Raw genomic sequence first — 21,580 nt, forward strand, 5'->3', positions numbered from 1 at the left:
TGGATAATTTAGTGTTCTCTCTTTTTTATTACCCACCATCAAGTCGTTTTCTCTTTTTAGCATCGCTAATATCCGTATTTATCCATCACTGAAATAAATAAATCTATCGAAAACAACATGGAAAAAAATATAAAATCAGTATTTAGTCGTATTACTGTCACATTAGTAAATATGATGATTCCGTGGCAGAGATAGATACAGAATTGAAGTGCTGATGACAATGTAGGTATTGGATAAGTGAAAGAGGAGCTAACAAAAGCCAGCTCCTCCTTTTGTACAATTACTTTTGGGTCAGTAGGAACTTAACGACATCCGCATACTGTTTAACATAGGTATCCATTGAGCTGGTATCCATGCCATCATTCTTAATCATATATTTGCCATTAACAAACATGGCTGGCACACCACGTAATTGTAAATCTTCAGCCGCTTTTTGTTGTTGAGCAACCAGTGATTTAACGACAAAACTATTTAATGCTGCATCATAATCTTCGCCACTCACACCCGCTTTAATAAAGACATTACGAATATCATCAGGGGTTTGAACAGTTTGTGTTTTCTGTACACCTTCAAACATCAGTGGGGTGATTTTTTCCTCAACACCCAATGCCATGGCAGCAGCCCATGCCTGAGTCAATTGCTTACCTAATGGCCCAAGGAACTCAACATGGTATCGAGTCATTTTTGTCCCTTCTGGCAGTGCTTTTTTTACTGCCTGAGGGATATGATAAACTTCTTCAAACTGAAAGCAGTGCGGGCAATAGAAAGAGAAAAACTCTAAAACCTGAGGCTCACCCGTTACTGGTTTATTTAACGTCTGGTACTGGGTTCCATCTGTAAACTGTGCGGCAGATGCACTGAATGCCATCACCATGCCAACGAGAGCTAACCATACATTTTTCATACTATAACAATCTCCATTATCTTAGCTTTAGTACATTGGCATCAGCTGCAAAGGGGGTACCTGCAACAGCTTAACCTGTTCTGTAAATGATGCAGTCTGCTGTAACCAAAAATCAGACTCCGCCATCCACGGAAAACTTTTCGGAAATGCAGGGTCCTGCCAACGTCTGGCGACCCATGCAAGGTAATAAACCATGCGCATTGCGCGTAAAGGTTCAATCAATGCAAATTCACGCTGATCAAAATCAGCAAATTCACCATAAGCTTCCAGCAAGATATCCAACTGGATCAATTGCTCTCTGCGCTCGCCGTGTAATAACATCCACAAATCCTGAACCGCCGGACCATTTCTGGCATCATCCAAATCGACGAACATTGGCCCATCACGCCACAAAATATTACCAGGATGGCAATCACCATGTAGCCGCAACGGCTGCCAATCGGTGTGCCAATACTGCTTAATGGTGGCGATCAACAGATCGGTTGCCGCCAGAAACTTGTCTTTCTGTTTTGCCGGCACTAACACACTGCTGGCCAGTAACTGACGTGGCTCGGTCAGATATTCCTCAATACCCATCGTTGGCCGGGCAACAAAAAGTCCATCGCTACCCACCTGATGAATTCTGCCGAGAAAACGGCCCACCCACTCCAGTTGATCAAGATTGTCTATTTCATATTGCCGCCCACCGACACTTGGGAACACAGCAAAGAAAAAGCCGCCATGAGTATGCAAAGTTTCGCCGTTTAGCGCTAATGGGGCGATAACCGGAATCTCAGATTCTGCCAAATCAAGCGAGAATCGATGTTCCTCGATAATTTGTTCACTGCTCCAACGCTCGGGACGATAAAACTTCACCACATACCGTTTACGATCTTCATCCATAAACTGATAGACGCGGTTCTCATAACTATTAAGCGCGGTTAACCCTGAATCCACCCGTAATCCTACAGCCTCAAGGGCGTCCATAATCAGGTCTGGAGACAAAGTCTGAAAATTAAAAGCAGAATTGTTCATAACAACATTCAGTCTGTATAAGTAACAGCGGCGTGCTGAGAATAAGAAATAGTATCATTAAAGCCCCCTCCCTACGCAGACAGGAGTGTGACTAATCTTTAATGATGCCACGAGCTCTCAATAATGCTGTTTTAAAATCCTCTTCATAATCCTTTTTCAGTCCTGGAATCACTTCCGTTGATGCCGAGCCACGCATTTTCAGATGATAAATAAGAATATCGTCTGTCAAATCTGCGAAATTACCTTCAAAACCAGCTTCCTCTGACAATTTTTGTAAAAACTGCACCAGATTTAAATCAGGTTCTTGCTGCCAGGCCGGATGTAAAAGCTCAATCAGTTCATTAACACGATGACATTTCATAGCGAAGTTATCCTATTCAAAAATATGCTGACAAAGTAGCAGGGATATTCACACAGGGAAAGAGAGCCTATTGTCAATAAAAGTAAATCCTGACCTGTTCACCTATTTGAAGATACAATCCCATAGTCAGTTTAATACCGTGGAGTGATAGAAATGCGACCTAATATTACAGGCGTTATTCTTGCTGGAGGCCTTTCGTCCAGAATGGGCGGAAATGATAAAGGATTAATCTCCCTAAATGGAAAGCCACTGTATCGACATGTGATTGATAGGTTAAGACCTCAGGTTGAGAATTTACTGATTAATGCTAATCGTAACCAAGCCCTCTATCAACAAAGTGGCGTTCACGTCATTAACGATATCATTACTGGCTTTGTAGGCCCATTGGCTGGCATGCATGCTGGATTAAGCCATTCAACTACCGAATGGGTTGTCTTTGCTCCCTGTGACGTTCCTATGCTTCCACTTAATCTGGTTTCTCAACTCTGGCAGTCAAAAGGGCAGGCTCTTGCTGCTTATGTTAGTGATAACGAGCGTGAGCATCCAACATTAGCTTTAATGCATGTTAGTCTTAAACCAACGCTAGCAACGTATCTGGCAAAAGGGGAGCGTAAGTTAATGATATTTATGACGAGTATCAACGCGCAAAGAGTGGTATTCGATGGACAACCCAATCAATTCAGTAACCTAAATACTCCCGCAGATTGCGAGTTATGGGAACAAGCTAAAAGAGAGCCATTATGAGCAGCAAGACGCCCCCGTTACTCGGTATAGCCGCGTACAGTGGTACAGGAAAAACAACCTTACTAAAACATCTGATCCCCTTACTTCAACAGCGCCAAATCCGCGTTGGCTTAATCAAACATACTCATCACAATATGGAAATTGATACGCCGGGCAAAGACAGTTATGAATTGCGTAAAGCTGGAGCCCATCAAACGTTAGTTGCCAGTGATTGCCGCTGGGCATTAATGACAGAAACACCAGAACAGCCTCCGATGGATCTTCACTATCTGGCTAGTCGATTAGATACATCAACTATCGATTTGATTTTGGTTGAGGGCTTTAAGCACGAGCCGATCAGCAAAATTGCTCTTTATAGAGCAGCTGTAGGTAAGCCTTTCGCTGGTTTGATTGATGAATACGTTATCGCTTTGGCAAGTGACGAGCCGATAGATACTGTAGTAAAGCAATTAGATATTAATCAACCAGATCAGATCGCAGAGTTTATTTATAGCTGGCTCAAGATGGATCAGTCAGAGCTATAAAAACAAAAAAAGCCACCTATCAAGGTAGCCTTTTATTTTATTCATCGCTGTGACCGCCGGATTTGACTCACCTGCCCCTGCAATATTTGACTCGTCTGACTATGAGCCCTGCGACGCAACCACTCTAAGGTCACTATTTATACCTATTTCACTATTCTGCCCATAGCAAAAACCCCACGCTTTTGGCATGGGGTCTCGGCTTTATTTGATGCCTGGCAGTGTCCTACTCTCGCATGGGGAGACCCCACACTACCATCGGCGCTACGGCGTTTCACTTCTGAGTTCGGCATGGGATCAGGTGGGACCACCGCGCTATGGCCGCCAGGCAAATTCTGTCTAAACTAACCCGCTATGCAATCCTGCACACAGCCAGCCAGCCCAATCTCGGAACTTCGCTGAAAATTTCTATCTCTCAAATCTAAAACACCTTTGGTGTTGTAAGGTTAAGCCTCACGGATCATTAGTACTGGTTAGCTCAATGCATCGCTGCACTTACACACCCAGCCTATCAACGTCATAGTCTTTAACGTTCCTTCAGGGGGCTTAAAGCCCCAGGGAAGACTCATCTCGAGGCAAGTTTCCCGCTTAGATGCTTTCAGCGGTTATCTCTTCCGAATTTAGCTACCGGGCAATGCCATTGGCATGACAACCCGAACACCAGTGATTCGTCCACTCCGGTCCTCTCGTACTAGGAGCAGCCCCTCTCAATCTTCCAACGCCCACGGCAGATAGGGACCGAACTGTCTCACGACGTTCTAAACCCAGCTCGCGTACCACTTTAAATGGCGAACAGCCATACCCTTGGGACCTACTTCAGCCCCAGGATGTGATGAGCCGACATCGAGGTGCCAAACACCGCCGTCGATATGAACTCTTGGGCGGTATCAGCCTGTTATCCCCGGAGTACCTTTTATCCGTTGAGCGATGGCCCTTCCATTCAGAACCACCGGATCACTAAGACCTACTTTCGTACCTGCTCGAGCCGTCACTCTCGCAGTCAAGCTAGCTTATGCCTTTGCACTAACCTCACGATGTCCGACCGTGATTAGCTAACCTTCGTGCTCCTCCGTTACTCTTTGGGAGGAGACCGCCCCAGTCAAACTACCCACCAGACACTGTCCTCACCCCGGATCACGGGGCCGAGTTAGAACATCAAACATTAAAGGGTGGTATTTCAAGGTTGGCTCCATGCAGACTGGCGTCCACACTTCGATGCCTCCCACCTATCCTACACATCAAGGCTCAATGTTCAGTGTCAAGCTATAGTAAAGGTTCACGGGGTCTTTCCGTCTTGCCGCGGGTACACTGCATCTTCACAGCGAGTTCAATTTCACTGAGTCTCGGGTGGAGACAGCCTGGCCATCATTACGCCATTCGTGCAGGTCGGAACTTACCCGACAAGGAATTTCGCTACCTTAGGACCGTTATAGTTACGGCCGCCGTTTACTGGGGCTTCGATCAAGAGCTTCGCCTTGCGGCTGACCCCATCAATTAACCTTCCAGCACCGGGCAGGCGTCACACCGTATACGTCCACTTTCGTGTTTGCACAGTGCTGTGTTTTTATTAAACAGTTGCAGCCAGCTGGTATCTGCGACTGGCTTCGGCGCCGGGAGCAAGTCCCATTACCTAATGCCAGCGTGCCTTCTCCCGAAGTTACGGCACCATTTTGCCTAGTTCCTTCACCCGAGTTCTCTCAAGCGCCTGAGTATTCTCTACCTGACCACCTGTGTCGGTTTGGGGTACGATTTAATGTTACCTGATGCTTAGAGGCTTTTCCTGGAAGCTTGGCATCAACTACTTCACCACCGTAGTGGCTCGTCATCACACCTCAGCGTTGATAAGCAACCGGATTTACCAAGTCGCTCCGCCTACATGCTTAAACCGGGACAACCGTCGCCCGGCTAGCCTAGCCTTCTCCGTCCCCCCTTCGCAGTAACACCAAGTACAGGAATATTAACCTGTTTCCCATCGACTACGCTTTTCAGCCTCGCCTTAGGGGTCGACTCACCCTGCCCCGATTAACGTTGGACAGGAACCCTTGGTCTTCCGGCGTGCGGGTTTTTCACCCGCATTATCGTTACTTATGTCAGCATTCGCACTTCTGATACCTCCAGCAACCCTCACAGGTCACCTTCAACGGCTTACAGAACGCTCCCCTACCCAACAACACCTAAGTGTCGCTGCCGCAGCTTCGGTGCATGGTTTAGCCCCGTTACATCTTCCGCGCAGGCCGACTCGACCAGTGAGCTATTACGCTTTCTTTAAATGATGGCTGCTTCTAAGCCAACATCCTGGCTGTCTATGCCTTCCCACATCGTTTCCCACTTAACCATGACTTTGGGACCTTAGCTGGCGGTCTGGGTTGTTTCCCTCTTCACGACGGACGTTAGCACCCGCCGTGTGTCTCCCGTGATAACATTCTTCGGTATTCGGAGTTTGCATCGGTTTGGTAAGTCGGGATGACCCCCTAGCCGAAACAGTGCTCTACCCCCGAAGATGAGTTCACGAGGCGCTACCTAAATAGCTTTCGGGGAGAACCAGCTATCTCCCGGTTTGATTGGCCTTTCACCCCCAGCCACAAGTCATCCGCTAATTTTTCAACATTAGTCGGTTCGGTCCTCCAGTTAGTGTTACCCAACCTTCAACCTGCCCATGGCTAGATCACCGGGTTTCGGGTCTATACCTTGCAACTAGACGCCCAGTTAAGACTCGGTTTCCCTACGGCTCCCCTATTCGGTTAACCTTGCTACAAAATATAAGTCGCTGACCCATTATACAAAAGGTACGCAGTCACCCAACAAAGTAGGCTCCCACTGCTTGTACGTACACGGTTTCAGGTTCTATTTCACTCCCCTCGCCGGGGTTCTTTTCGCCTTTCCCTCACGGTACTGGTTCACTATCGGTCAGTCAGGAGTATTTAGCCTTGGAGGATGGTCCCCCCATATTCAGACAGGATGTCACGTGTCCCGCCCTACTCATCGAGTTCACAGCAAGTGTGTTTTGGTGTACGGGACTATCACCCTGTACCGTGCGACTTTCCAGACGCTTCCACTAACACACAAACTGATTCAGACTCTGGGCTCTTCCCCGTTCGCTCGCCGCTACTGGGGGAATCTCGGTTGATTTCTTTTCCTCGGGGTACTTAGATGTTTCAGTTCCCCCGGTTCGCCTTGCATGGCTATGTATTCACCATGCAATAGTGCAACGAATTGCACTGGGTTTCCCCATTCGGGTATCGTCGGTTATAACGCTTCATATCAGCTTACCGACGCTTTTCGCAGATTAGCACGCCCTTCATCGCCTCTGACTGCCTAGGCATCCACCGTGTACGCTTAGTCGCTTAACCTCACAACCCAAAGGTGTTTTTCGTTATTGGTGTGGCTGTGAACACACTCGGCTATGTTGTGCAGTGCGCGCAATCCTCATGAACGTTAAGTTCACTCCGGTTGCTGTGCGCTGTACGCCTTGCTGAGTGTCTTCTCGCTCACACTGCAACAATGATTACCCATTGGCATTGCGATTATTTGAGAGACTCTATTACAGGTTACTCTTTATCTCAGTACATCTACGGAGAGATAAATTTCGGCTGTAATGTTTCAATTTTCAGCTTGTTCCAGATTGTTAAAGAGCAATATCTTAAACACGACTCGTTAAAGTCATCTTTAAGATATTCAGTTGATAATGTCTTTCACACATTATCGGAGTGGCGTCCCCAAGGGGATTCGAACCCCTGTTACAGCCGTGAAAGGGCAGTGTCCTAGGCCTCTAGACGATGGGGACACAAAAATTTCTACTGAATCACTGATTCAGTATTTTTGTGTAAAGGTGAGAATGTGGTGACACATTCGAACGACTGATGCAGTAAAAACTCGATACCGAGGTCTTATTGCACAATCATCACCCTCATCAACAGGTGCTCTTGCTCATTTACATTCATCAGACAATCTGTGTGGACACTGCGCAATGCGTATCGTTAGGTAAGGAGGTGATCCAACCGCAGGTTCCCCTACGGTTACCTTGTTACGACTTCACCCCAGTCATGAATCACAAAGTGGTAAGCGCCCTCCCGAAGGTTAAGCTACCTACTTCTTTTGCAACCCACTCCCATGGTGTGACGGGCGGTGTGTACAAGGCCCGGGAACGTATTCACCGTAGCATTCTGATCTACGATTACTAGCGATTCCGACTTCATGGAGTCGAGTTGCAGACTCCAATCCGGACTACGACAGACTTTATGTGGTCCGCTTGCTCTCGCGAGTTCGCTTCACTTTGTATCTGCCATTGTAGCACGTGTGTAGCCCTACTCGTAAGGGCCATGATGACTTGACGTCATCCCCACCTTCCTCCGGTTTATCACCGGCAGTCTCCCTTGAGTTCCCACCATTACGTGCTGGCAACAAAGGATAAGGGTTGCGCTCGTTGCGGGACTTAACCCAACATTTCACAACACGAGCTGACGACAGCCATGCAGCACCTGTCTCACAGTTCCCGAAGGCACCGAAGCATCTCTGCTAAGTTCTGTGGATGTCAAGAGTAGGTAAGGTTCTTCGCGTTGCATCGAATTAAACCACATGCTCCACCGCTTGTGCGGGCCCCCGTCAATTCATTTGAGTTTTAACCTTGCGGCCGTACTCCCCAGGCGGTCGACTTAACGCGTTAGCTCCGGAAGCCACGCCTCAAGGGCACAACCTCCAAGTCGACATCGTTTACAGCGTGGACTACCAGGGTATCTAATCCTGTTTGCTCCCCACGCTTTCGCACCTGAGCGTCAGTCTTTGTCCAGGGGGCCGCCTTCGCCACCGGTATTCCTCCAGATCTCTACGCATTTCACCGCTACACCTGGAATTCTACCCCCCTCTACAAGACTCTAGCTTGCCAGTTTCAAATGCAGTTCCCACGTTAAGCGCGGGGATTTCACATCTGACTTAACAAACCGCCTGCGTGCGCTTTACGCCCAGTAATTCCGATTAACGCTTGCACCCTCCGTATTACCGCGGCTGCTGGCACGGAGTTAGCCGGTGCTTCTTCTGCGAGTAACGTCAATCAACCGTGCTATTAACACGATTGCCTTCCTCCTCGCTGAAAGTGCTTTACAACCCGAAGGCCTTCTTCACACACGCGGCATGGCTGCATCAGGCTTGCGCCCATTGTGCAATATTCCCCACTGCTGCCTCCCGTAGGAGTCTGGACCGTGTCTCAGTTCCAGTGTGGCTGGTCATCCTCTCAGACCAGCTAGGGATCGTCGCCTAGGTGAGCCATTACCCCACCTACTAGCTAATCCCATCTGGGCACATCCGATGGCGTGAGGCCCGAAGGTCCCCCACTTTGCTCTTGCGAGGTCATGCGGTATTAGCTACCGTTTCCAGTAGTTATCCCCCTCCATCAGGCAGTTTCCCAGACATTACTCACCCGTCCGCCGCTCGCCGGCAAAGTAGTAAACTACTTCCCGCTGCCGCTCGACTTGCATGTGTTAGGCCTGCCGCCAGCGTTCAATCTGAGCCATGATCAAACTCTTCAATTTAAGATTTGTTTGATTTGCTGCTAATAAAAGCAGCGATGCTCAAAGATTACTTTCTGCAAATAAGCATTCGAACCGAAGTTCAAATGTGTACTGCTTTGGTCACTCTTCAAGACTTTGATATTTCTTCTGCCTGCCGAAACAGGCTTCGATATCGTCTTGCGAGTGCCCACACAGATTGTCTGATAAATTGTTAAAGAGCGTTCGTTACCCGTTTGCCTTTCGGCGAATCTTACGGTAACGCGGGAGGCAGATAATACGCTTTCCCGCTGAAGAGTCAAGAGTTTCTTTGGTTTCTTTCGAAGTCAAAATCATTCTTTTCGCTTCCTGACCCGGCGAAGTATGTTTCGTTGTTCCCGGTCAGTGGAGGCGCATTATAGGGAGTTCCTGACAGCCTGCAACCCCTAATTTGAAAAAACTTTTCAACCGCGTTTTATTTCAGCAAAAATAGGCTAAAAGACCAATGTTTAAACAATTATTAAGCTAAACATTCACTACCAGTGTTAAACAGTAGAGTAAAATAGATATATAAGAAGACAGATAGGACAAATCACCATGCAACTAAATACCCAACAACAGGCCGCCCAGCGAAATCTCTCTTACCTGTTGGCTGAGAAGATTGGCCAGCGAATTCTCGCCGGAGAATATGCAGCCGGCAGCATACTGCCTGGTGAGATAGAGTTGGGGGAGCAATTTGGTGTTAGTCGTACTGCCGTTCGTGAAGCAGTAAAGATGCTGGCAGCAAAAGGGATGTTATTACCCCGCCCACGCATTGGTACCCGAGTGATGCCACAAACAAATTGGAACTACCTTGATCAGGAGTTACTCACTTGGTGGCTGAACAGAGAGAATTTCGATCAAGTGATGCAACACTTCCTTATATTAAGAACCTCACTTGAGCCTCAAGCCTGTTCATTGGCAGCCATTAATGCCAATGAGCAACAGCGAGCATTGTTAGCATCACTGATTGCAGAGATGCGTGCGTTAGATACTCACTTTAATCGTGAAAAATGGATTCAAGTGGATGCTCAATTTCATCAGTTAATATATGAAGCCAGTGGTAATCCGTTTTTGACCTCTTTCGCCAATTTGTTCAGTTCGGTTTATCACAGCTATTTTCGCGCCATTACCGGCGATGAAGTGATTAAGCTGCAATACCATCAGGATATTGTTGATACAATTTTGGCAGGTGACAGTCAGGGAGCCTTGCTGGCATGTCAGGTATTATTAACAGATAAAAATTAACGGCTAGCTGTTCTATCTATATATATAAAGAAGGTGCTCACACTCACCCCTATAATCAGGACGAACAATGATAAAATCTGCACGCAGTATGGCGGGCCTTCCTTGGCTAGCTGCCATGGCCTTCTTTATGCAGGCTTTGGATGCCACCATACTGAATACGGCACTCCCATCAATTGCTGAAAGCCTTAACCGCTCACCACTGACCATGCAGTCAGCAATTATCAGCTATACCCTGACGGTCGCGATGTTGATTCCAGTGAGTGGCTGGCTAGCGGACCGTTTTGGTACCCGACGGGTATTCATTCTGGCTGTATCTCTATTTACGCTAGGGTCATTACTGTGTGCACTTTCAGATTCATTGGCTTTTCTGGTGGCCTCCCGAGTTATTCAAGGGGTGGGTGGCGCAATGATGATGCCTGTAGCCCGGCTTGCGCTGATCAGGGCTTACCCACGCAGTGAATTATTGCCGGTTCTGAATTTTGTCACTATCCCAGGGTTAGTCGGCCCGGTGATGGGGCCACTATTAGGTGGATTACTGGTGACCTATACCACTTGGCATTGGATCTTTATCCTTAATATTCCTATCGGCTTACTGGGCATCTTTTATGCCCGTAAATATATGCCGGACTTCACCATGCCTAAACGTGCCTTTGATATTATCGGTTTCCTGCTATTTGGTAGCAGTTTGGTCCTGATATCAGTAAGTCTGGAGATAATGGGCCGACCGGATATCGCCAGCTATCTGCCAGTCACGGTGTTACTGAGTGGTTTATTGATGTTGCTCTTCTATATATTCCACGCTAAAGGTCATCCAAATCCATTGATTGGTTTACCGCTATTTAAAAACCGAACATTCTCGGTTGGGATTGCCGGTAACGTGGCCTCGCGTTTAGGGACTGGCTGCGTTCCTTTCCTAATGCCACTGATGTTGCAGGTCGGATTTGGCTATTCCGCTATTATTGCCGGTTGTATGATGGCCCCAACCGCCATTGGTTCGATGATGGCAAAATCTGCCGTTACTCAAGTATTACGTTCACTGGGTTATAGGACTGTATTGGTAGGTATTACGGTTATTATCGGAGTGCTGATTGCGCTATTTGCGCTGCAATCACCGGGCATGTCGCCGTGGATGATGATATTGCCGCTGTTTGTCTTGGGGATGGCAATGTCGACACAGTTCACTGCGATGAATACCATCACACTGGCTGACTTAACCGATAACAATGCCAGCTCAGGTAACAGTGTTTTGGCGGTAACCCAACAACTGGCCATTAGCTTTGGCGTTGCCATTAGTGCGGTGGTATTGCGGTTTTATGATGGGTTATCGTTTGGTGGCAATGTCGATCACTTCCACTACACCTTTATTACAATGGGAATAGTGACATTACTTTCATCCATGGTGTTCTTATTACTGAAACCAAATGATGGCGACAATCTAATTCAAGGCCGTAATAGCAAAAAAGCCACACAACCTGCGGAGAGTGAAGTTTAACAACTGACCACCGATCCCCGCTCGATTAGCTCGGGAGTGAGAATCAGAACTTGTGGTTCCGCTTCCGGGTTATTCAATCGATGAATCAGTGTATCAATAGCCAGTTCACCAAGGGAGTCTTTTGGTTGATGGATAGTGGTCAATGGCGGTGTCATATATTGTGCGATTTCAATATCATCGTAACCAATAACCGCCATATCTTGTGGTATCGATAACCCCGCCTGATGCAATGCCTGATAAACCCCAACAGCCATCGCATCATTACTGGTAAATACCGCTTCTGGCGGTTCCGGTAGCGCAAGCAACTGTTTCATGGCGACTAAACCGCCACAAAATTCAAAATCACCGGCAACTTCATAACCGGATGGAATAGGTAAACCTGCGCGATCCATAGCCTGACGGTACCCTTCCAAACGTTCTTTGGCAGGGGTTTTATCTTGTGGGCCAGCAATACAGGCAATTCGGGTATAGCCTCTGGCAATCAAATATGAGGTTGCCATTTCGCCACCCAATAATGAATTATCCTGAATCACGTCATTGACGCCCTCAAAGGGTGCCCAATCCATCATGATTATCGGTAATGACGGGTAGCAACGCAGAATATCTTGAGAAGGGCGGTGATTTTCAGTGCACATCAGTAGCAGACCATCGACGCGCTTTTGCATCAGAGTTTCAATGCTACGGCTCATGCGATCGATATCGCCTTCGGTATTGCATAGAATCAAACTGTAACCACGCTCATAGCAACTGCGCTCCACGCCACGGACTACTTCAGCATAAAATGGGTTGCTACTGGCGGTAACCAACATACCAATGGTACGGGTTTGATTGAGTTTCAAACTACGAGCCAGTGCTGAAGGGGCATAGTTGAGCTGTTTGATAGCAGCCAGCACTTTGTCGCGAATAGGATCACTGACAAAGCGGTTTTTATTAATAACATGTGAGACTGTTGACGTAGATACACCCGCCAGGCGGGCGACGTCTTTCATGGTGGCCAAAGTTATACCTGGCCTTGTAGGAAACTGTCTATCTCTGCACGCCACGGAATAGAGGGCTGCGCGCCGGGGCGAGTCACCGCGATAGCGGCTGCTGCGTGAGCAAAACGTACTGCTGAGTCCATTATCTGACCTTCCAATAACGCAGTTAATAATGCGCCATTGAATGTATCACCAGCAGCAATAGTATCTACGGCGTTAACCTTGAACCCGGCAACCAATTTCCCTTTACCTTGTTCACTAAGCCATACGCCACGGCTACCCAATGTAATGATTACGGTAGCGATACCTTTATCATGCAGAATTTGCGCTGCTTGCGCTGCGTCATCATCCTGATCAATATGAATCCCCGTTAAACGCTCGGCTTCTGTTTCATTCGGAGTAATCATATCCACCAGCGTTAATAGCTCGTCCGGTAATTCACGAGCTGGTGCCGGATTAAGAATAACCTGTGTTTGATGCAGCTTCGCCAATTTAGCGGCAGCAATAACTGTCTCAAGTGGTGATTCCAGTTGCATCAATAATGCATCTGCATCGATAACTTGCTGCTGGTAGCGACCAAGATATTCAGGTGTAACTGCCGAGTTAGCACCGGCATTGATACCAATGACGTTTTCGCCTTCACCATTCACGAAAATCAAAGCAACACCGGTTGTGGTATCCGCTACAGCCTCGATTGGCGCAGTATCAATGTTATCGTTGGCTAATTGCTGGCGCACCCGGTCACCAATATCATCTTTACCCACACAGGCAATAAACGCGATGTTTGCTCCGCTACGGCCAGCAGCTACCGCCTGGTTAGCACCTTTGCCACCAAACGCCACTTTATACTGCTTCCCGATCACCGTTTCACCTGGGCGCGGAAACTGCTCAACATTCAGAATATGGTCGGCATTGATGCTGCCCAAGACCACCAGTTTGCCTGTTTTCATCGTATTTATTCCTTTGTGAATGACACCGCCACCCGTAACGTTTTGTTTTCCGTTTTAGGGTAGCGGCGTTATATGCCCTGCTTTTCGATATTATTTAGTCACTAATTTCAAATCAACCGGGATAACGGCCTGCACTTTCTCGCCTTTCAATACTTTATCAGCGGTTTGCACGCCAATAACACCAATCTGGTCAGGGCGTTGAGCGATAGTTGCGCCCAGTTTGCCGCCTTGAACGGCTTTAAGACCGTCGTCGGTGCCATCAAAACCAACCACTAGCACATCGGCTTTACCGGCTGTTTGCAAGGCACGCAGTGCGCCCAGTGCCATCTCGTCGTTCTGTGCGAATACAGCCTGAACATTCGGGTGGGCGGTCAGCAGGTTCTGCATCACATTCAAACCTTTAGTACGATCAAAATCAGCAGGTTGGCTGGCTAACAGTTGGAATTTATGTTGATCCATTGACTGCTTGAAGCCTTCACCACGTTCACGGGCCGCAGACGCCCCCGCAATCCCTTCCAACTGAATCACTTTGGCATCATTACCCAATTTTTTGGCAATGAAATCACCGGCCATTTTGCCACCAAAACGGTTATCGGAGGCAACGTGACTCACCACAGTGCCAGAGTTTGCCAAACGGTCGAGTGTGATAACCGGGATATTGGCCTTATTCGCCATTTTGACTGCGTTACCGACTGCATCGGAATCAGTTGGGTTAATCAGCAACAGTTTGGTGCCGCGAACCGTCAGATCCTGCACGTTAGCCAGTTCTTTCGCTGGGTTATTTTGAGAATCCAATACCACCAGGTTATAGCCGAGTTTATCCGCTTCTTTTTGCGCGCCGTCTTTCATTGAAACAAAGAACGGATTATTCAACGTGGAAACTACCAGTGCGATGGTGTCTTTTGCCAATGCGTTAGCACTTACGGTGGCGCTCAGGGCAACAACAGAGATCAAGGTAGCTAGTTTCTTCATTTTCATGGTCGCAATTCCTGTAGGGAGTTAGGAGGTTATTTGCTGCTTTTATTGTCTACCAATACCGCCAGCAGGATAACCACTGCCTTTACGATCATTTGGTAGTAAGAGGAGACACCCAATAAATTCAAACCGTTATTTAAAAAGCCGAGGATTAACGCGCCAATCAGGGTGCCGACGATCCGCCCCTTACCCCCAGCAAGGCTGGTACCCCCAAGAACCACGGCTGCGATTGCATCCAGTTCATAGCCAGTACCGGCTGTAGGTTGTGCTGACGACAGGCGGGCCACTTCGATAATCCCAGCCAGTGCCGCTAACAATCCACATAATGAATAAACAATAATCTTAACTTTATCTACGCTAATACCAGAGAGCCGTGTTGCTGACTCATTGCCACCCAATGCGTAGATATAGCGGCCCAGGCGAGTGTGGTGCAACATGTACCACACAGCAATAAAGACGATAGCCATCAACCAGATTGGTGTTGGTATACCCAATGGGCGCCCGATACCGAACCAGCCAAAAGTATCAGCCACATCAGTAAAACCGGTATTTACTGGGCTACCATTGGTGTAAACCATAGTAACGCCACGTAATAACAGCATCATGACCAGAGTGGCAATGAACGCTTGTACCTTACCTTTAGCGACAATGACCCCGGTTATGGCACCAATAAATGCCCCTAGCGCCAATGCAGCTGCGACGGCAACCAAAGCATTCACTTCCAACCCAACAATAGATGCCGCTACTGCGCCAGTCAGTGCCAATAATGACCCGACAGACAAATCAATACCGGATGTCAGGATAACCAGCGTCATACCCACCGCCATAATGGCATTGACAGAAGTCTGCTGGAGAATGTTAAACATGTTATTTAGGGTAAAGAAGTTCGGGCTTAGTGACGAAACCACAGCAATCAGCACCAGCAGCGCAATCAGTGATTTTTGTTCTAATAACCATTCTTTACTGAACCAGCGTTTTGTCTGGATAGCTTGGGAACTCATATCTGATTACTCCTGCTCTACTCGTCATATTTCAAGCCGCATTTGCGTTGGCTTCCTGCAACTCGAATTATTTAGAGTGTAAATAAATTATTTTTCAATAAATCACGCTTGCCAACGGCTGCCGCCATCAACACTTCCTGGGTAGCCTGTTCAATAGAGAACTCGCCGCTTAGCTGGCCTTCATGCATCACAAGAATGCGGTCACTCATGCCCAGCACTTCCGGCATTTCTGAGGAAACCAGAATGATGCTCAACCCTTCTTGTTTGAATTGGTTGATTAATTGGTAAATTTCTTTTTTAGCCCCGACGTCGACACCACGGGTAGGTTCATCAAGGATCAACACTTTAGGACGGGTCATTAAACCGCGTGCAATAGCCACTTTCTGCTGGTTACCACCGGATAACAAACCAATAGGTTGTTCCATGGAAGGTGTTTTAATATTAAATAAACGAATGAAATCCGATACCGCCTGCTGCTCTTCAGCATGCTTGAGCGAACCACCTGAACGGCTAAAATAACGCAATGCAGTCAAAGACATATTCTCTTTAACTGACATTCCAAGTACCAAACCATCCCGTTTGCGGTCTTCAGAAATATAGACAATGCCATTTGCCAGACCATCTTGTGGTGAATGGGTGACAACTTCGCGGCCATCCAACATCACAAAACCTGATTTACGCGGTAGCGCGCCATAGATGATTTTCATCAGCTCGGTGCGACCAGCCCCCATCAGACCGGCAACCCCCAAAATTTCGCCACTGTATAAAGTGAAACTGACATTTTTCACGCCCGGGCCGCATAGCTGTTTGACCTGCAAACGCTTTTCACCACGGGGTATATTCAAGCGCGGGTACTGTTCTTCCAGCTTACGGCCCACCATCATCTCAATCAGTGAGTTTTCAGTCAGACTATCAACCGGTTTTTCGGCAATAAATTGCCCATCACGAAATACCGTGACGTCGTCGCAAATCTCAAAAATCTCTTTTAACCGGTGAGAGATATAAACAATTCCGCGACCTTCCGCCTTTAGCTCTTTAATCACATTAAACAGAGAGGCGGTTTCAGTGTCGGTGAGTGCATCGGTTGGCTCATCCATAATGATCACCTTGGATTCAAAGCTCAGCACTTTGGCGATTTCCACCATTTGCTGATCACCAATGGAAAGCTCGCCCACCAGCCGATGGCTGCTGTAACTGATATTAAGGCGCGCCAGCAGTAAATCGGCTTCGGCATACATCTTTTTCCAATCGATGCTGCCAAAACGATTAACAAACTCACGCCCTAAGAAGATGTTTTCTGCGATAGTTAATTGAGGAATCAGGTTAAGTTCCTGATGAATAATGCCAATGCCCGCTTCCTGCGAGTCTTTTGGGCCATTAAACGCCACTTCCTTACCCATAAAATACTGACTGCCAGCATCTTTACTGTAGATGCCGGTCAGCACTTTCATCATGGTCGATTTTCCAGCGCCATTTTCGCCTACCAGTGCCATCACCCTGCCGGGATAGACACTCAGTGCGGCACCGGAGAGTGCTTTAACGCCGGGAAAGGCTTTATCAATCCCTTTAAGTTGCAGCAAAGGTTGCATAAATGCCTCAGAAGGTTACGCCGGAACAGAGAATGACATTAGCAAAGGGGGAACATTCCCCGCTACGGATCACTGCCCGGCTTTGTTTGGTTTGCTCTTTAAAAGCCTCATGGCTGATATAGCGCAAAACAATTTGGTTTCCCTGGTGCTGCTCAAGTTGTGATAGTTGCGCGAGTAACGCTTCATGGAGTTGCGGATTATTTTTAACGATCTCCTCCGCCAAGACTGCACTTTCAACCTGCATTTCTTGTGTTACCACCTCAAGAACCTGAAGAAATCCAGGGACGCCTCGTGTCAGTGCCAGATCGATACGTGTGGTGGTTGCCGGTATCGGCAGCCCCGCATCACCTATCACAACCTGATCGGTATGGCCCAGGCGGGAGATAACAGCGGAAATATCAGAATTAAGTAATGCGCCTTTTTTCATTTTCTACTCCAACAGCGAAACGTTTCGCTGATACTGAGTTTAGAAAAATAGCCGCAGAAGGCAAACCCAATTTGATGAAATTGTGATCGCCATCGAAACGTTTCGCTGAACAGTGGGAAAAGAAGAAGAATAGGTACAAAAAAGGCCGTTAATCATAACGGCCTTTCAGATTAAATCTCTACCTGCGTCCCAAGCTCAATCACCCTATTCGGTGGGATCTCAAACTGGTCAGCTGCACGCAGCGCATTCCGACTGAGCGCAATAAATAACTTACCGCGCAGGAACAGGTACCACGGCCGCTTGGTAAGGATTAGCGACTCATGGGACATAAAGAATGAGGTTTCCATCATCTGGCATGGCAACCCCTCCAGGCCGCAGCGATGGAAGATTTCTTCCACATTCGGTGTTTCACGCCAACCATAACTGGCCACCACTCGCCAAAACGTCGGGGAGAGTTGTTCGATGGTTACCCGGTTCACATTGTGCACATACGGCGCATCTTCAGTTCGCAATGTCAGTAGCACAACCCGTTCATGCAACACCTTATTATGTTTAAGGTTATGCAACAGCGCGAAGGGAATGACATTCATTGCGCGCGACATATACACAGCAGTACCCGTAACCCGCACTGGGGGGGATTTCTCCAATGAAGCAATCATCGCTTCCAGTGAATTACCGTGTTCATGCATACGGCGCAGCAAACCGAAACGTTCACTTTTCCAGGTCGTCATGATGATAAACATCACCAGCCCCAGAGACACTGGCAACCAACCACCGGAGAACAATTTCAACGCATTGGCAGAGAACATAGGGACATCGATAATCAGCAAAATCACCAGTAAGATGCCGACAAATACCCGATTCCAGTGCCAGTTTTTCAATGCCACGATGCAGAACAGAATACTGGTTATCACCATGGTACCGGTTACGGCGATACCGTACGCGGCCGCCAGGTTACTGGAACGTTCGAAGCCAACAATAACCAATACCACCGCCAGATAGAGAGTCCAGTTAATGACCGGGATATATATCTGACCAGACTCCATTTCGGAGGTATGAATAATCCGCATTGGCGGTAAATAGCCTAGGCGAACCGCCTGCCGGGTGAGCGAGAATACACCGGAAATAACCGCCTGCGAGGCAATAACGGTCGCCAGGGTTGCCAGAATTAACAGCGGAATCAATGCCCAGTCAGGAGCTAATAAGAAGAAGGGGTTTTTGATGGCTTCAGGATTTTTCAGCAATAACGCGCCCTGACCAAAATAGTTCAGTACTAATGAGGGCAAAACCACGGTAAACCAGGCTAAACGAATAGGGAATTTACCAAAATGGCCCATATCTGCATATAAGGCTTCCACCCCAGTTATCGCCAGTACAACTGCGCCAAGCGCATAAAACGACACGGATTTATATTCAGTAAAGAAACCTATCGCCCATTTAGGATTCAGCGCAACCAATACTTCTGGATTCGCAATAATACTGCGCAAACCAAGTAGTGCGATCGTCAGAAACCAGACCAGCATCACGGGAGCGAATAATTTACCGACACTGCCGGTACCGTGCTTTTGAATCACAAACAGCAGGGTGAGTACCGCAATGGAGCAGGGAACAATATAAGGGTCTAATGCTGGGGCTGCTATTTCTAGCCCTTCAATGGCCGACATAACGGATATTGCCGGGGTGATGACCACCTCACCATAAAAGAAACTGCCGCCAATTAACCCGAGAATCACCAGTATTGAGGTGGCTCTGGAAGAGGTATTACGCCCTGCCAAAGACATTAACGTTAAAATGCCCCCTTCGCCGGCGTTATCGGCCCGCATGACATAGGTAAGATATTTAATCGAGACAATCAGGATAAGCATCCAGAAAATCAGCGATAAAAAGCCAAACACCACGTCCGGGCGGACATCAAAACCATAATGACCAGAAAAGCACTCTCTCAAGGTATAGAGCGGGCTGGTACCAATATCACCGTAAACTACCCCTATTGCCGCCAGGGTTACCGCCGATAAAGACTGTTTATGTTCTGTGCTCATAATTGATTTCTTTTTGCTAGAACATCCATAAGCTGATGCGTGCGTTTAAGAACCTTAATCCTCGGTTCTGTATTGTTTATACGCCCACCAAAAGGCGCACAGTATGCACGATTTCAATGGATTGCCTACTCTTAAATAGGCACCTAACAGAGCGAAAATTCATCAACTACAAATAACTGATGATATAAAAATTCTACGAATCAACGAACTATCTTATTAATAAAACCAGCGATCCCATGAAGAAAAGATGGTTTATTCCTTTTTATCAGGTAAAAATCAATCAACTAACGGAACATGTAGAACAATTATGGCGCAATCATCACAATTAGCAGAAAAAATCTCCCGCTTAAGCAGTGCCCTTGAAAGTGGTCTGTATGAAAGACAGGAAGCTATCCGCTTATGTTTGCTGGCCGCCCTCAGTGGCGAGAGTGTTTTTTTGCTCGGCCCACCGGGAATTGCCAAAAGCCTGATTGCCCGCCGCCTGAAATTTGCCTTCCGTAATGCCCGTGCATTTGAATATCTGATGACCCGTTTCTCAACACCGGAAGAGGTGTTTGGCCCCCTCTCGATTCAGGCATTGAAAGAGGAGGGACGCTATCAACGGATGACAGGCGGTTACCTGCCGGAGGCTGAAATCGTCTTTTTGGATGAGATCTGGAAAGCCGGCCCAGCAATTCTAAACACCTTGCTGACAGCGATTAATGAACGGCGCTTTAGAAATGGTGATCGGGAAGACAGCATCCCTATGCGATTACTCGTTACTGCCTCTAACGAGCTGCCTGACGCTGATAGTAGCCTGGAAGCACTTTATGACCGCATGTTGATCCGTCTATGGCTGGATCGCGTACAAGAGAAGCAGAACTTCCGCTCACTACTGCTCAGCCGACAGAATGAAAATCATAATCCGGTGGCAGAAAATCTCAGTATCAGCGATGAAGAGTTCTATCAGTGGCAACCGTTGATCGACAAAATCACCTTACCGGATCACTGTTTTGAGCTTATTTTTCAGTTACGTCAACGGCTCAGTGCGCAAGAACAAGCGCCCTATGTCTCAGATAGACGTTGGAAAAAAGCGCTACGCCTGTTACAAGCCAGTGCTTTCTTTAGTGGCCGCAGTGAAGTGACACCCATCGACTTAATCTTGCTGAAAGATTGCCTGTGGCATGACCTCAGTTCGCTTAAGCTGCTGCAACAGCAGCTTGAACAGTTATTAACCGAGCAGGGATATCAACAGCAAAGCCTGTTAATGAAACTACAGCATGTTCAGGGTCAGTGGTTGCAGCACCAACAACAGCAAAGTGACCATCAAGCGCTAACCGTCGTCAAACAAAGCGGTATGTTCAGCCGCAAATCCCAATATGCTCTACCAGACGACCTGACAGACAGCACTTTGACGCTTTTGCTGCAAAAACCGCTCAGCCTGCATGATATTCAAGTTACCCATTTGCAAATAGAAAAAGATGCCCTCGCTCAATGGTTGAACAAAGGAGGGAGCTTGCGCGCTAAATTAAATGGTGTCGGTTATGCCCAATCCATTGATGCAGAAATTGATGATAAATTTCATATCACAATACTAGATATCAGCCGCCAACCCTCCACACTTTCCCAACCGGGCACGGCAACTGCCAGTGTTCCCCCGGAATTGCTGGTGGAATTAACCACTGTAGAACATAGTCTTGCCGAACAACGGCGGCTATTCAGCCAACACCAGCCGTGTTTATTCACTCCCTCCTCATGGCTTGCCAAAGTCGAGGCCAGCTTGTTGCAGGTGGCAGAACAACTTAAACAGCAACAGCAAAAAATGCGCGGACACTGACAG

Annotated in this window: 15 protein-coding genes, 1 tRNA gene and 3 rRNA genes; 5 read left to right on the top strand and 14 right to left on the bottom strand. The window is 47.6% G+C overall.

Annotated features, from left to right (window positions below; translation table 11 throughout):
- Positions 1-280: 280 nt before the first annotated feature.
- The 3 genes from dsbA to Q2T72_RS21685 form a co-directional block, all read right to left on the bottom strand.
- A complete protein-coding gene (dsbA, locus tag Q2T72_RS21675) occupies positions 281-904 on the bottom strand; it encodes a thiol:disulfide interchange protein DsbA (RefSeq protein WP_372569811.1) in 624 nt (207 codons plus the stop codon).
- Between the two features lie 27 nt (positions 905-931).
- Positions 932-1,918 (bottom strand): serine/threonine protein kinase, encoded by a 987-nt coding sequence (locus tag Q2T72_RS21680; protein WP_372569812.1) that lies wholly within the window; start codon positions 1,916-1,918, stop codon positions 932-934.
- 91 nt (positions 1,919-2,009) lie between these two features.
- Positions 2,010-2,279 carry a YihD family protein gene (locus tag Q2T72_RS21685; RefSeq protein WP_083161617.1) on the bottom strand — a complete coding sequence of 90 codons (270 nt, stop codon included), beginning with the start codon at positions 2,277-2,279 and terminating at the stop codon, positions 2,010-2,012.
- Between the two features lie 153 nt (positions 2,280-2,432).
- Between Q2T72_RS21685 and mobA the strand changes: the two genes are divergently transcribed.
- Together mobA and mobB are read left to right on the top strand one after the other, a co-directional pair.
- Positions 2,433-3,023, top strand: a complete 591-nt coding sequence (gene mobA, locus Q2T72_RS21690) for a molybdenum cofactor guanylyltransferase MobA (protein ID WP_372569813.1) — start codon at positions 2,433-2,435, stop codon at positions 3,021-3,023.
- On the top strand, positions 3,020-3,547 hold the full coding sequence (mobB, locus tag Q2T72_RS21695) for a molybdopterin-guanine dinucleotide biosynthesis protein MobB (RefSeq protein WP_372569814.1): 528 nt from the start codon (positions 3,020-3,022) through the stop codon (positions 3,545-3,547). The genes mobA and mobB overlap by 4 nt, the downstream gene beginning before the upstream one ends.
- A 210-nt stretch (positions 3,548-3,757) precedes the next feature.
- Here the strand turns inward: mobB and rrf are convergent.
- The 4 genes from rrf to Q2T72_RS21715 all read right to left on the bottom strand — a co-directional run bounded on the left by rrf (position 3,758) and on the right by Q2T72_RS21715 (position 9,069).
- Positions 3,758-3,873, bottom strand: a 5S ribosomal RNA gene (rrf, locus tag Q2T72_RS21700).
- A 113-nt stretch (positions 3,874-3,986) separates the two neighbouring features.
- Positions 3,987-6,894 (bottom strand): 23S ribosomal RNA (locus Q2T72_RS21705).
- A gap of 358 nt (positions 6,895-7,252) precedes the next feature.
- Positions 7,253-7,328: transfer RNA gene (locus Q2T72_RS21710), tRNA-Glu, on the bottom strand.
- A gap of 198 nt (positions 7,329-7,526) precedes the next feature.
- Positions 7,527-9,069, bottom strand: a 16S ribosomal RNA gene (locus tag Q2T72_RS21715).
- The 16S, 23S and 5S rRNA genes sit together here with 1 tRNA gene alongside, the layout of an rRNA operon.
- A 552-nt stretch (positions 9,070-9,621) precedes the next feature.
- Between Q2T72_RS21715 and Q2T72_RS21720 the strand changes: the two genes are divergently transcribed.
- Together Q2T72_RS21720 and mdtD are read left to right on the top strand one after the other, a co-directional pair.
- A complete protein-coding gene (locus Q2T72_RS21720; RefSeq protein ID WP_083161611.1) occupies positions 9,622-10,311 on the top strand; it encodes a FadR/GntR family transcriptional regulator in 690 nt (229 codons plus the stop codon).
- Positions 10,312-10,378: 67 nt separating this feature from the next.
- Positions 10,379-11,803 carry a multidrug transporter subunit MdtD gene (mdtD, locus tag Q2T72_RS21725; RefSeq protein ID WP_083161609.1) on the top strand — a complete coding sequence of 475 codons (1,425 nt, stop codon included), beginning with the start codon at positions 10,379-10,381 and terminating at the stop codon, positions 11,801-11,803.
- Here mdtD and rbsR read toward each other — a convergent pair.
- The 7 genes from rbsR to kup form a co-directional block, all read right to left on the bottom strand.
- Positions 11,800-12,801, bottom strand: coding sequence for a ribose operon transcriptional repressor RbsR (gene rbsR / locus Q2T72_RS21730; RefSeq protein WP_083161607.1), 1,002 nt, complete (start codon positions 12,799-12,801; stop codon positions 11,800-11,802). The genes mdtD and rbsR overlap by 4 nt on opposite strands.
- Positions 12,802-12,803: 2 nt before the next feature.
- Positions 12,804-13,730, bottom strand: coding sequence for a ribokinase (gene rbsK / locus Q2T72_RS21735; RefSeq protein WP_083161605.1), 927 nt, complete (start codon positions 13,728-13,730; stop codon positions 12,804-12,806).
- A gap of 90 nt (positions 13,731-13,820) precedes the next feature.
- Positions 13,821-14,708 carry a ribose ABC transporter substrate-binding protein RbsB gene (gene rbsB / locus Q2T72_RS21740; protein ID WP_083161603.1) on the bottom strand — a complete coding sequence of 296 codons (888 nt, stop codon included), beginning with the start codon at positions 14,706-14,708 and terminating at the stop codon, positions 13,821-13,823.
- A gap of 29 nt (positions 14,709-14,737) precedes the next feature.
- A complete protein-coding gene (rbsC, locus tag Q2T72_RS21745; RefSeq protein WP_083161601.1) occupies positions 14,738-15,706 on the bottom strand; it encodes a ribose ABC transporter permease in 969 nt (322 codons plus the stop codon).
- Between the two features lie 71 nt (positions 15,707-15,777).
- Positions 15,778-17,295, bottom strand: coding sequence for a ribose ABC transporter ATP-binding protein RbsA (gene rbsA / locus Q2T72_RS21750; protein ID WP_083161599.1), 1,518 nt, complete (start codon positions 17,293-17,295; stop codon positions 15,778-15,780).
- Positions 17,296-17,302: 7 nt separating this feature from the next.
- The gene (gene rbsD, locus Q2T72_RS21755) at positions 17,303-17,722 is read right to left on the bottom strand and encodes a D-ribose pyranase (RefSeq protein WP_083161597.1); all 420 of its coding nucleotides are present in this window, start codon (positions 17,720-17,722) and stop codon (positions 17,303-17,305) included.
- Between the two features lie 170 nt (positions 17,723-17,892).
- Positions 17,893-19,761: a low affinity potassium transporter Kup gene (kup, locus tag Q2T72_RS21760; RefSeq protein ID WP_083161595.1), complete on the bottom strand. Its 1,869-nt coding sequence runs from the start codon at positions 19,759-19,761 to the stop codon at positions 17,893-17,895.
- Positions 19,762-20,068: 307 nt separating this feature from the next.
- Between kup and ravA the strand changes: the two genes are divergently transcribed.
- Positions 20,069-21,577 (top strand): ATPase RavA, encoded by a 1,509-nt coding sequence (gene ravA / locus Q2T72_RS21765; RefSeq protein WP_372569815.1) that lies wholly within the window; start codon positions 20,069-20,071, stop codon positions 21,575-21,577.
- Positions 21,578-21,580: the final 3 nt, after the last annotated feature.

It is taken from the genome of Yersinia sp. 2466 StPb PI, assembly GCF_041538325.1.
In the GTDB taxonomy this organism is placed as follows: Bacteria; Pseudomonadota; Gammaproteobacteria; order Enterobacterales; family Enterobacteriaceae; genus Yersinia; species Yersinia enterocolitica_E.

What these genes read in the sequence shown, in the direction of transcription:
- dsbA (WP_372569811.1), bottom strand. Translation starts at nt 904, where the DNA reads ATGAAAAATGTATGGTTAGCTCTCGTTGGCATGGTGATGGCATTCAGT.
- Q2T72_RS21680 (WP_372569812.1), bottom strand. Translation starts at nt 1,918, where the DNA reads ATGAACAATTCTGCTTTTAATTTTCAGACTTTGTCTCCAGACCTGATT.
- Q2T72_RS21685 (WP_083161617.1), bottom strand. Translation starts at nt 2,279, where the DNA reads ATGAAATGTCATCGTGTTAATGAACTGATTGAGCTTTTACATCCGGCC.
- mobA (WP_372569813.1), top strand. Translation starts at nt 2,433, where the DNA reads ATGCGACCTAATATTACAGGCGTTATTCTTGCTGGAGGCCTTTCGTCC.
- mobB (WP_372569814.1), top strand. Translation starts at nt 3,020, where the DNA reads ATGAGCAGCAAGACGCCCCCGTTACTCGGTATAGCCGCGTACAGTGGT.
- Q2T72_RS21720 (WP_083161611.1), top strand. Translation starts at nt 9,622, where the DNA reads ATGCAACTAAATACCCAACAACAGGCCGCCCAGCGAAATCTCTCTTAC.
- mdtD (WP_083161609.1), top strand. Translation starts at nt 10,379, where the DNA reads ATGATAAAATCTGCACGCAGTATGGCGGGCCTTCCTTGGCTAGCTGCC.
- rbsK (WP_083161605.1), bottom strand. Translation starts at nt 13,730, where the DNA reads ATGAAAACAGGCAAACTGGTGGTCTTGGGCAGCATCAATGCCGACCAT.
- rbsB (WP_083161603.1), bottom strand. Translation starts at nt 14,708, where the DNA reads ATGAAAATGAAGAAACTAGCTACCTTGATCTCTGTTGTTGCCCTGAGC.
- rbsC (WP_083161601.1), bottom strand. Translation starts at nt 15,706, where the DNA reads ATGAGTTCCCAAGCTATCCAGACAAAACGCTGGTTCAGTAAAGAATGG.
- rbsA (WP_083161599.1), bottom strand. Translation starts at nt 17,295, where the DNA reads ATGCAACCTTTGCTGCAACTTAAAGGGATTGATAAAGCCTTTCCCGGC.
- rbsD (WP_083161597.1), bottom strand. Translation starts at nt 17,722, where the DNA reads ATGAAAAAAGGCGCATTACTTAATTCTGATATTTCCGCTGTTATCTCC.
- kup (WP_083161595.1), bottom strand. Translation starts at nt 19,761, where the DNA reads ATGAGCACAGAACATAAACAGTCTTTATCGGCGGTAACCCTGGCGGCA.
- ravA (WP_372569815.1), top strand. Translation starts at nt 20,069, where the DNA reads ATGGCGCAATCATCACAATTAGCAGAAAAAATCTCCCGCTTAAGCAGT.